Here is a 10,931-nt window from a genome sequence, read left to right as displayed (position 1 = left end):
CGAGGTGTTGCCATCGTCCGCCGCTGCCATCTATGGCGGTGCTGCGGTCGGCGGCGTCGTCAACATCGTGCTCAAGCACGAATACACCGGCGCCGAGATCAAGGTCACCCAGGACAACACATTCGACACGAACGCGCCGATTCGCACGTTCGACGCCACCTACGGCACGGCGCTGGAAGACGGCAAGACTCATGTGTTGTTGGCCGCGCACTATTCGGAAGCAGAAGCGTTGTTGAACCGAGACCGGCCGGAGTTGCTCCAACGCGGCCTGGACACTATCAACAGCAACAGTCCGACGTTCTTCTCCTCAGGCTCGCCGTTCAGCGGTGGCACGACACCTAACATCGCCTCGGTGAGCGGCAATCCGCTGGTGCTTCGGCCGGAGTACGGCGGCGGCTCGCTCGGTTCGAGAATTACATACATTCCGACCGGAGCCTCGGGCGCAACTGCCGCGACCGCATTGGGAGCAGGGCTGCTGGCAGATGCTGGTAACTATAACTACGACCTTGGCGAGACGGCCGACGGTCGTCGTGGCCTGAATGGCCAAGCGCTCGGCGCGCCAACCGTGAAATCTGCTTTGATGACGTTGCGTCGGGCGTGGGGAGAAAGACTCGAAACGTTCGCTGCATTCTCCGTCAACAGCAACAGCAGTCGCACCACGCTCGCGCCTTTCAGTGGCGTCGCGATCGCTGTACCTGCAACTGCACCGACCAATCCATTCACCGAAGCGGTCACCATCAACATCGTCGATCCCACCCGTGGGGTCATCGAGTCGGAGGCGTTGAGCAAGCGCGTCACTGCGGGCTTCACCGTCCGGTTGCCATACGATTGGCAAGGCGAGGCGGACTACACATGGAGTTCGAGTCGCTTGCGCTACGACGGCCCGATGCGTAACTCAGCGAGATTCTCCGCCGATATCCGTAGCGGTGTGTTGAATCCGTTCGTCGATACGTTGTCGAATCCGCTCGATCTGTCGTCCTATCTGGGTCGCTACGGCGTCAACTTCCCGGCCACACTGAACGATGTCGGTGTGCGTCTCGCCGGCCCGCTCGGTTCGCTGCCTGCCGGCGCGCCGACGCTGACAATCGGCGTCGAGCATCGCAAGGAAGGCTTCAGCAACGGTCGGTACTACACCAGCTTTGCCAATGCTCCGGCGCAGTCGAGCGAGTTGCTGTTTCCCGGGCAGTCGCAGACCGCAAACAGCATCTATCTAGAGTCTTCGGTGCCGCTGGTATCAGCGCTCAACGAAATGCCGGCGGTACGCAAGTTGGACATGCAGCTCGCGGTGCGTACCGAAGACTTCAAGGTCAGCACCGGCACCACATATGTCGTCGTCGGTGCAGGTACGCCCATCGCGCATTCGGAGACCTCGTACCGCTCGACCAATTTCACCGTCGGTCTGCGCTACATGCCAACCGATGACATCACTTTCAGAATGAGCTACGGCACGGCCTTCATGCCGCCGGACTATTCGCAACTGCTCAATCCCGCGGTGGTCATGAACAATGTCGGCGGGCAGAATGCCACGCAGACCGTGATCGATCCGCGTCGTGGCAACACGCCGGTCAGCGTGAATTACATCTCGGGCGGCAACCCGGACCTGGAGCCGGAAGAGACCAAGAACTGGAACGTGGGTTTGATCTGGCAACCGCAATGGCTGCCTGGCTTGCGAGCCAATGTGGAATGGTATCGCTTCGACCAGACCAACGTGCCGGTGACGCCGACCGCTCAACGCATCGTCGACAGCGAAAGCACGTATCCCGATCGCGTGGTGCGCGGCACGCCGGCGGCCAACGATCCTTACGGAGTCGGCGCCATCACGCTGGTGGACTACAGCCTCATCCCTGCCAACAAAGCGCGGACCGATGGCGTCGATGTATCGCTGGGCTACCGTCTCGAAACCGATCGTTGGGGCGCGTTCGATTTCAATGCCGGCGCCACGCGCGTGCTGCATTTCGAGCAGGAACGAGTGTTCGGCGCGTCGCTGCAGGACTTCTTGAATCAGGTCAATAACGGTGGGCCGTTGAAGCTGCGCGGCAATGCCAGCTTGGGTTGGACATTGAAGGCCTGGAACCTGGGCTGGAGCACCAACTACTACGGCTCGTATCCGCAGTACGCTGGTCCAGGCAATACATATATTCAAGCTCAGGGGGGCAGCAGCATCCCGAGCCAGATCTATCACTCCGTGTTCGCTGGCTATCACTTCGATCCCGAGCCGGGCGCGCGCTTACAGATGCTGTCCGGCACGTCCATCGAGTTCGGCATTCGCAACTTGTTCGATGAGACGCCGCCGTTCGATGCCTATCCCGGCAATCTGAATAACTACTACAGCCCGTTCGGCGATCCGCGGTTGCGTACGTACTGGTTGTCGCTGGCGAAGACGTTCTGACATGACGCTGCGAATCGTTGCGGTGCTGATGCTGTTGTCCCAAGTCGAGGCAGCATCGGCGGATCAGTTCGAACCCGTGCGCGAGCAGATTCGGCGCACGATGGCCGAGCAGAACGTGGTGTCGATCTCTGTCGCCGTTGCGAGCGGCGGCCGGATCGTCTGGGAAGAGTCGTTCGGTTGGGCCGACAAAGAGGCGCGTGTGTCGGCCACTGTGCACACGCCTTACTCGCTCGCGTCGGTTTCCAAACCGGTCACTGCGACTGGCTTGATGGTGTTGGTGGAGCGCGGGCGTGTCGATCTGGATGCGCCCGTGAATCGTTATCTAGGCGAAGCAAAGCTGCATGCCTGGGTGGGCGAGGGCGATGCGGCGACGGTACGTCGCGTCGCCAATCACACGTCGGGGTTGGCTGAGCATCGGCAGTTTTTCTTCGCCAATGAGCCGTACGCACCGCCGTCCATGGATGAAACCATTCGCAGGTACGCCAACCTGATTTCGGCGCCCGGCGAGCAGTATCGATACTCCAACCTGGGCTACGGCATTCTCGATGCTGTCATCGCCCGAGTCTCAGGGCAGAGCTATCAGGATTTCATGCAGCGTGAGGTGTTTGCACCACTCGGCATGAATCACTCCTCGGTGGTGGTCGCTCCAGATGCGCAGGCATCTCAAGCGGTGCGCTACGACGAGACCGGCGCTCGCATTCCTTTCTATGACTTCGACCATCGCGGTGCCTCGTCGGTGTATGCGTGCGTTCACGACCTGGCACGCTTCGCAATGTTCCATCTCAAGGATCATTTGCAGGGGCAACGTGCCATTCTGTCCGATGTTTCCATCGACACCATGCATCGGCGAACGAGCACTCTGTCCGCCGCCGAAAGTAACAAAGGCTTCGGCGTGGGCTGGGGGGTGGTCGATAGGCCCGATGGTTATCACGTGATATCCCACACTGGCGGCATGCCGGGCGTCGCGACCGCTGTGATGGCTGTTCCGGACGAGGACATTGCGGTTGCTGTGCTGAGCAATAGTGGCCGCGAACGAGGGCGCGATCCCACCACGGCCATCGTCGATGCAGCCATGCATCAGCTGCTACCTCGCTGGACCAAGACTGTGCCGGCGGTGAGTGCCGCCAACAATGCTCCGGTTGCTTCCGAGTTGCAGGGGCTATGGCGCGGTTCGCTGCATACAGGTCAAGCGGTCTTGCCGTTGCAGCTGGATCTTCGGGATCCGGCAGCGATTCGTATACGCGTGGGCGATCAACCTTTCACCTTGGTCGAAGATGCTCACATGCACGACGGCTGGTTGCATGGTGCGGCGGTTGGAGAACTAGGCACTGAAGAAACGCGCAGGTTTCCCGACTACAAGTTGGATCTTGCTCTCAAGCTACGCGGGTCGGCGTTGCAAGGAAGTATCAGTGCAGTGGGCAACCACTTCTCTTTGAATCACTGGGCAGAGTTGCGTAAGGAGTAGGGCTTGCGCGCATTCATTCTAATACTGCTCGGGGTGACCGCGGCGGTGGCACAGGCCATCGCGGGCGACATTTATATCCGCGACGTAACGCTGATCGACGGGAATGGCGGCGCGGCTCGCAGCCATATGACCGTCGTCGTCAGCGGCCAGCGGATTGTCAAGATTGCGCCGGCTGCGTCGATTCGCGTTCCCGCAGCTGCGGAGGTCATCGATGCACGCGGCCAGTATCTGATTCCAGGCCTGATCGATACCAACGTGCATCTGTCGGTGATCGCAGGTGTCGAAGAGTTGGCGAAGTACGAGGACCGGATGACCGACGTCATCCTGGAGGCCGCACAGCTATCGTTGAAGCATGGCATCACCACGCTTCGCGACAGCTACGGAATGTTGGCGCCTCTGCGCACTGTGCGAGATGCGATTGCGAACGGTGAGGTAGTGGGCTCGCGCTTGTTAGTCGCCGGAAACATCGTGGGCTGGGGTGGTCCGTTCTCGAAAACCTTCGCGGACAAGGTTCCCAGCAGCTACTTCGAAGAGCGCATCAACGATCGATTCGTCGAACAAGCCGGCGAAGAACTCGTCGACATGGGGCCGGAGCAGTTACGCGCTGCTATCCGCGCGTACCTGGCGAAGGGGCCGGACTTCATCAAGTACGGCGCCACCAGTCATATCAATGGCTGGATGCTGTTCTCGCCGCGAGCACAGACGATTCTGGTCGAGGAGACTCATCGACGCGGTTTGCTCATCGAAACTCATGCAGGGTCCACGGAGGCAATGCGTGAGGCGGTGCTGGCGGGCGTCGATTTGATTCAACACCCCGAAGTGTTGCCCGTACCCATTCCGGACGAACTGGTGCAGCTCATCGGCGAACGCAAAGTGATTTGTTCGTTGTTCCCGGCGCTGGATATGCGAGTGCCAGAATCTCCAAGTGAAGAACTGTCGCAGTCACCTGCTAGAGCACCCACTGGATGGGAGCAACGCCAAGCGCGTGCCAAGAAACTGATGAGTCACACCTGGCGAGAGAATGCACGGAAGCTGATCGCGTCGGGATGCATAGTGAGTGTCGCGACCGACGCCTATCGACATCATTCGCCGGAGTTCGACCGAGCGGCGGAACCCGATGAGGAAGGTCTGCGCCCTGGCTCGGGCACACTGCTGGCGATTGAACGCTTGGTGGATCTGGGCATGTCGCCAGCGCAAGCCCTCGTAGCAGCGACGCGCAATGGCGCGCTGGCCTGCGGCGCATTGGATAAGTTCGGCACCATCGAAGTAGGCAAGTATGCCGATCTGCTGTTATTGCGGAACGATCCGCTCGCTTCGATTCGTAACATTCGAGAGCAGGTGTTGGTGATGAAGCAAGGCCAGGTGATCGACCGAGATCGGTTGCCGACTCGTCCGATCTGGAGCGTGACACCATGATGCGGTTGATCTTGGTGCTGGCGGTTGTCGTCTTCGGTCAGGCCGCGGCAAGTGGGAAGAGGCCGAGCGATGTAGAAGTGACCTCGTTGCTGAGCACGTACTCGCAAGCCAATGCGCCGGGTTTCGCGGTTGGTATCTATCAAGCGGGTCGACCCGTGTTCGCGGCCGGCTTCGGGATGGCGGACCTGGACCTGCGCGTGCCGGTGACGGCAGACACGGTCTTCAATCTCGCGAGCGTATCCAAACAATTCACGGCATTCGCCGTTGCGCTGCTGGCCGATGAAGGCAAGCTCGACTTGCAGGCCGATCTGCGAACCTACCTGCCTTGGATGCCGGACTTCGGTACGCCGGTGACGGTCGCGAATCTCGTGCATCACACCAGCGGTATGCCGGATTACCTGTCGCTGGCGATGTTGGCGGGCTATGACGATGAGAGTCTGCTGCGTCAACAGCAGATCTTGAATCTGCTGCGCACGCAGAAGGAACTGTCCTTCGTGCCTGGCACCGAGTATGAGTACTCGAACAGCGATTACGTGTTGCTGGCAGAGATTGTTCGTGCGGTGTCGGGTATGCCTCCGCAGGAGTTTCTGCGACGGCGTGTGTTCGAGCCGCTGGGAATGGTGCACACCCGAGTGCGCGACAACTTGAACGATCTGCAACCGGACTACGCGGTCGGTTATCAGGCGGGCCCGACCGCTGGCACATGGCGTCGTGCAGTGTACAACCGTGCGGCCATTGGGCCGGGCAACGTACTCTCGACCGTCGGCGATCTGCTCAAATGGGCGGGCAATCTTGCGCATCCCACGGTGGGCGATGCTCGACTGATCGCGAGGCTGACCGAGCCTGTGCAGTTGAATGATGGCACGCGTATCGGCTACGGATTTGCGCTGAAGCGCAGCCAGGTAGCTGGCCACGCGGTGATCGTCCACGACGGCGGTATCTCCGGCTTCCAAGGAATGTTCAGTTATTTTCCCGACGACGATTTTGCCGTCGTCATCTTGTCGAACGGGACGGTGGACGACAGTGCCATGCTCGAGCGATTGGTCGCTTTGTACTTGCCGACGCCGTCTGGTTCCGTCAGCGACGCTGGGATGTCAGTGACACCAGACGTCGCGACGCTGCATGCGTTGGCAGGGAACTATCAAAGCGTCGATGGACGGATGCTGACGTTGGCGTCGGATGGCGAGGCGATGATTACCAAGGATGTGCTTGCCACCAAAGGCCGGCTCACATTCCACGCCGACGGCAGTTTCCATATCGGCACCCGACGGCGTTCGATCTTTCAAATCGAGCGAGCCAAGAACGGTCAGGTCTCGGCGTTGTTGGAGCGAATGACTGGCGGCAGCGATGACACACCCAACGTAACTTCGCCGTATCGCACGCGTCGCCACGAGCGCGTGCAGCTCGCAACACCGTCCGCGTCGGAGCTCGCTCGGCTGGCGGGGCGATATCGTAATGATGCAATCGACGCGACCTATACGGTGTGGATGGACTCCGGCCGACTGATGCTGAGTTCGCTGTGGATGACCGAGCCACAAGCATTGGTGCCTACGGCGGCCAATCGATTCGACAGTCTCGCCGGTCCGCTGAATGGCTTGTCGCTGACGGTGCAACCCGGCCTCAAGGGCGCTTCTGGACGACTCGTCATGCACTACGCCAACGTGAGAAAGCTGGAGTTCTCGCAGAGATTGTCGCCATCTCGATAGTGCCAGACAGACTTGCGCGATTCCCCGCCTTGCTGCCTACGCTAACTTTTGGAGAGGAAGCGTGGGAGCAATGAATGATCAAGTTGTTTGCGGCACTGGTTTCATCGACGCTGCTCGTCGTCGGCCCGTCGGTGTTGCACGCCGCGGAGTCGCGGTTACTCGCTGTCGATAATTTTGCCGAGGCATTACAAGTCGACGATCCGCAGCTTTCGCCCGATGGCGAGTGGGTGGCGTACAGCGTCGGCAACATCGATCTGCCGGCGGATCGAGGCAATCGTTCCCTGTGGATGGTGAGTTGGAACGGCACTCAGCAAATCAGACTGACGCACGGAACGGATGCCGCTAGCTCGCCGCGATGGAGTCCGGATGGGCGCTACTTGTCATTCCTCAGCTCGCGTTCGGGGCCAGCAGCGGGCAGACAGATTTGGGTCATCGATCGTCGCGGCGGGGAAGCGCGACAGCTCACGGCGCTGAGCGGGCAGATTGGCGACTATGTTTGGTCGCCGGATTCCAGTCGGCTTGCGGTGGTGATGAAGAAGAATGAGCCCGCTGCGGGCGATCCAGCGCTGCGTCCCATCGTCATCGAGCGCTATCTATTCAAGAGCGATAACGAAGGCTATCTCACGGGTCGCGAGCGTCGACGCATCTATCTCTACGATCTGGCTTCTGGCCGGTCCGAGCCTTTGACAGCACAGGACAACGTCGAAGAAGACGATCCGACCTGGTCGCACGACGGCACGCAGATCGCGTTCTCGAGCAATCGCGCCGCCGATCCGGACCGGACGCAGAACACTGACATCTACGTTGCCAAAGCCGAGGCGGGCAGTGTGCCGCGACGACTGACTAGCTTTGAAGGGCCGGACACGCAACCGAATTGGAGTCCCGACGGGCGCGACATCGCTTATCTGCAAGGCAGCCCGCTGGACTATTCGGGGTACAACATGGATCGGCTCGCCGTCGTGTCTACGGACGGCGGCACACCGAGACTGCTCACGACAAAACTGGATCGTGAAATCGGCGATCCGCGCTTTGCCGCAGACGGTCGCTTCATCGATTTCCTGGTCCAAGACGATCAGTCCGTTTATCCGGCTCGCGTCTCCAAGGAAGGCGGTGACATTCAACGAACTGTCCCGGGCGCGCTCGTTGTAGGTAAGTACACGCGTGCCGGCGATCGAGTCGCTATGCTCGTTGCGACCGACAACACGCTGCCGGAGATCCACGCCTTCGAGTCGGGTCGACTGCGAAAACTGACTGCTCACAATGACGCTTGGTTAGCACGCGTGCGCTTGGGCGCGACCGAAGAGATCAAGTTCAAAGCCGCTGACGGAGTGGAAGTGCATGGCCTGCTCGTCAAACCACCCGGCTACGAAGCTGGCAAAAAGTATCCGACGTTATTTCGTCTTCACGGCGGGCCGCATGGACAGGACACGCGGAGCTTTTCGTTTGAGCGGCAACTGTTCGCGGCGCAAGGCTATGTGGTGGTCACCATCAATTATCGTGGCAGTTCCGGGCGCGGTGAAAAGTTCGGGCAAGCGATATTCCGCAACTGGGGCAGCAAGGATGTGACCGATGTGCTGTCGGGTGCCGATCATGTCGTTCGCCTCGGCGTCGCGGATCCAGCGCGCTTGGGTATTGGCGGTTGGAGCTACGGTGGCATCCTGACCAACTTCGTCATCGCGCACGATACGCGCTTCAAGGCCGCGATCTCTGGTGCTGGCTTCGGAAACGACCTCGCGCTGTATGGCGTGAACCAATACATCTTCAAGTTCGAGCGAGAGATCGGCCGGCCGTGGGAGACGACCACCGTGGCGATGAAATATTCCTATCCGTTTTTCAACGCGGACCGGATTCGTACGCCGACGCTATTCCTGTGCGGCGAGAAGGATTTCAACGTGCCGCTGGTCGGCAGTGAGCAAATGTATCAGGCGTTGCGCTCGCTGGAAGTGCCGACCCAGCTCGTGATCTACCCGAACGAGCATCATGGCATCTCGCGGCCGAGCTTCGTTCGCGACCGCTATCAGCGATATCTAGATTGGTATCGCAGCCATCTGCAATAGACTCAGCGCCCGAACACGGCCGCGATGGCACTGCTGCCGCGGCCCAGCGGATCCTTGCGAATCGCCTTTTCTTCTTCGCCAACCTGAGTGAACAGTGCATTCAGGCTTTGCGTGAGCACATGCTGCTCTAGATCCAGGTCTGGTTTATTGGACAGCGGCAGTTGTTGGTAGGTGGTCAGCAGTTGCTGGTACTGCTTGTAGAAGCCGATCTGTTCCAGGTTGCTCTTGATGATGGGCAAGTAGCGAGTGCGTAGATCGGCTTCAGTGTGCTGACGGAAGTAGTCGGTGGCTGCGGTGTTGCTGCCTCGGACAATGGTCATCGCATCGGTGACGGTCATGCCGCGCACCGCGTTGATGAACACACCTTTGGCTTCGACGGCTGCCTTCTCGGCGCCTTGATTCATCAGCGTTTCGATCTTATCGATCTGGGTGCCCAGGCCGAACTGTCGCAATTTGCTGGCCAATGGCTGCACCTGCTGCGGCAGTTTGATGCGATAGATGGGGCTGTTCTGATAGCCGCCCGTTTGCGACAGCAGATCCGCCGCGCGCGTGCTGCCCAGCTCCAGCGACTCTTTGATGGCGCGTGCCAGCGTGGACTGATTGGACTCACCGGCCGTGGAGGCGGCTCCCGACTGCTGCAGAACCTGCGTCATTTCGGCGCACGAAGTCATTGACAGGCCAGCAGCCACAGTAAGAGCCGCGACGATGAACGGGCGAATTTGGCGGAGCATGGTGAGCCTGCGGGTCTGCGGATACGGGTGATGGCGGAGTGTATCGCCCGCTCCGCGTCGCAGTCACCCTTGGGGCCGCCGATCAGCCTTTAGCCGCCAGCCACTGCGTCCAAACCGAGTGCGCCGCCTGTTCCAGAGTGGCGCAGAGTGAGCGGCTGCGCTCGCGGAGTTGCGGGACAGAGACGCTGGCTTTAGCCAGTTCGAACGCGTGGCCGATGAACCAGCGTTCCAGGTTCGCCGGTTGCACTTCGGGATGAAATTGCAGTGCTAGCGCGAAGTCGTCGACGCTGAAGGCTTGTTGAGGATACTGAGCGCTGGCCGCCAAATGCGTGGCTCCGTGCGGTAGCTCATAGGTGTCGCCATGCCAATGAAGCACCTCGACACCCGGAGCGAACAGCGGCGCTAGCACGGACTTCGGCGCGAGTTCCGATGCGGGTTGCAATGGCGACCAGCCAATCTCCTTGCCGTTGGTGCCAGCAAATACTCGCGCGCCGAGGGCGGCTGCAATCAGCTGTGCGCCGAGACAGATTCCCAGCGTTGGGCGGCGAGCGGCAAGGCGCCGCGACAGCAGCGTGAGCTCATCTGCCAGGAACGGATACTCGGCCGTTTCGTACACGCCTATCGGGCCGCCGAGCACGACCAGCAGCTCGGCTTCGAGCGGATTGAAATCGTCGAGCCGGTCGACGCCGGCCTGCAAGTACTGAATGGAATAGCCAGCCGTGTGCAGCGCCGGCTGCAGCGACCCGAGGTCCTCGAAGGCAAGATGCTGAATGACGACTGCGCGTTTCATGTTCTTTTCGCCCGCGTGGCCGGCGACGCGCCGGCTTGCGCTGTGTCGGATGGTATATAACGACGGCGCGTTAATCCACAGCGGGTCAATTGCTTGCAACTGTGTTCGGAGACCCCTGATGCCAGTGGGCGGCAGAGAGTTGCAGGGTGCGGGCTCTGCAACTCAACGGGTGAACGTCATGAAACTCAGTGCCCGCAATACTCTCCCCGGCGTGGTCCAGAAGATCGAGCGGGGCGCGGTGAACGCCGAGGTGGTTCTGGAAGTGGCGCCCGGCATCACCATCGTTTCCATCATTACCCTGGACGCGGTGCAGGCACTGGGCCTGAAGGAAGGGAGTCGCGCCTATGCCGTCATCAAAGCATCGAGTGTGATGGTCG

At 60.4% G+C, this 10,931-nt stretch carries 8 protein-coding genes; 6 read left to right on the top strand and 2 right to left on the bottom strand.

Features of this window, described 5'->3' with window-relative positions; translation table 11 throughout:
- The 5 genes from JNL55_RS12785 to JNL55_RS12765 all read left to right on the top strand — a co-directional run.
- The coding region (locus JNL55_RS12785; RefSeq protein ID WP_293853433.1) for a TonB-dependent receptor domain-containing protein at positions 1–2,389 on the top strand (2,389 nt) is incomplete at its 5' end.
- A 1-nt stretch (position 2,390) separates the two neighbouring features.
- Positions 2,391–3,854, top strand: a complete 1,464-nt coding sequence (locus JNL55_RS12780; protein WP_293853431.1) for a serine hydrolase domain-containing protein — start codon at positions 2,391–2,393, stop codon at positions 3,852–3,854.
- Positions 3,855–3,857: 3 nt separating this feature from the next.
- Positions 3,858–5,270: an amidohydrolase family protein gene (locus JNL55_RS12775; protein WP_293853428.1), complete on the top strand. Its 1,413-nt coding sequence runs from the start codon at positions 3,858–3,860 to the stop codon at positions 5,268–5,270.
- The gene (locus JNL55_RS12770; RefSeq protein WP_293853425.1) at positions 5,267–6,976 is read left to right on the top strand and encodes a serine hydrolase domain-containing protein; all 1,710 of its coding nucleotides are present in this window, start codon (positions 5,267–5,269) and stop codon (positions 6,974–6,976) included. The genes JNL55_RS12775 and JNL55_RS12770 overlap by 4 nt, the downstream gene beginning before the upstream one ends.
- A gap of 74 nt (positions 6,977–7,050) precedes the next feature.
- Positions 7,051–9,033 carry an alpha/beta hydrolase family protein gene (locus JNL55_RS12765; protein ID WP_293853423.1) on the top strand — a complete coding sequence of 661 codons (1,983 nt, stop codon included), beginning with the start codon at positions 7,051–7,053 and terminating at the stop codon, positions 9,031–9,033.
- A 2-nt stretch (positions 9,034–9,035) separates the two neighbouring features.
- Here the strand turns inward: JNL55_RS12765 and JNL55_RS12760 are convergent, their stop codons facing one another.
- Together JNL55_RS12760 and JNL55_RS12755 are read right to left on the bottom strand one after the other, a co-directional pair.
- Positions 9,036–9,686 (bottom strand): DUF4197 domain-containing protein, encoded by a 651-nt coding sequence (locus JNL55_RS12760; RefSeq protein WP_293853421.1) that lies wholly within the window; start codon positions 9,684–9,686, stop codon positions 9,036–9,038.
- A gap of 160 nt (positions 9,687–9,846) precedes the next feature.
- The gene (locus JNL55_RS12755) at positions 9,847–10,554 is read right to left on the bottom strand and encodes a glutamine amidotransferase (RefSeq protein WP_293853419.1); all 708 of its coding nucleotides are present in this window, start codon (positions 10,552–10,554) and stop codon (positions 9,847–9,849) included.
- A 178-nt stretch (positions 10,555–10,732) separates the two neighbouring features.
- On the opposite strand from JNL55_RS12755, the gene JNL55_RS12750 reads away from it, so the two are divergent.
- Positions 10,733–10,931, top strand: a 199-nt coding sequence (locus tag JNL55_RS12750; protein WP_293853417.1) for a TOBE domain-containing protein, incomplete at its 3' end; no start/stop codon positions are given.

Source organism: Steroidobacter sp. (assembly GCF_016790065.1).
Lineage (GTDB): Bacteria > Pseudomonadota > Gammaproteobacteria > Steroidobacterales > Steroidobacteraceae > Steroidobacter.
Note: the sequence above shows the minus strand (reverse complement) of the source record. Positions and strands in the feature narration are given on the sequence as shown.

What these genes read in the sequence shown, in the direction of transcription:
- JNL55_RS12780 (WP_293853431.1), top strand. Translation starts at nt 2,391, where the DNA reads ATGACGCTGCGAATCGTTGCGGTGCTGATGCTGTTGTCCCAAGTCGAG.
- JNL55_RS12770 (WP_293853425.1), top strand. Translation starts at nt 5,267, where the DNA reads ATGATGCGGTTGATCTTGGTGCTGGCGGTTGTCGTCTTCGGTCAGGCC.
- JNL55_RS12765 (WP_293853423.1), top strand. Translation starts at nt 7,051, where the DNA reads ATGATCAAGTTGTTTGCGGCACTGGTTTCATCGACGCTGCTCGTCGTC.
- JNL55_RS12760 (WP_293853421.1), bottom strand. Translation starts at nt 9,686, where the DNA reads ATGACGCAGGTTCTGCAGCAGTCGGGAGCCGCCTCCACGGCCGGTGAG.
- JNL55_RS12755 (WP_293853419.1), bottom strand. Translation starts at nt 10,554, where the DNA reads ATGAAACGCGCAGTCGTCATTCAGCATCTTGCCTTCGAGGACCTCGGG.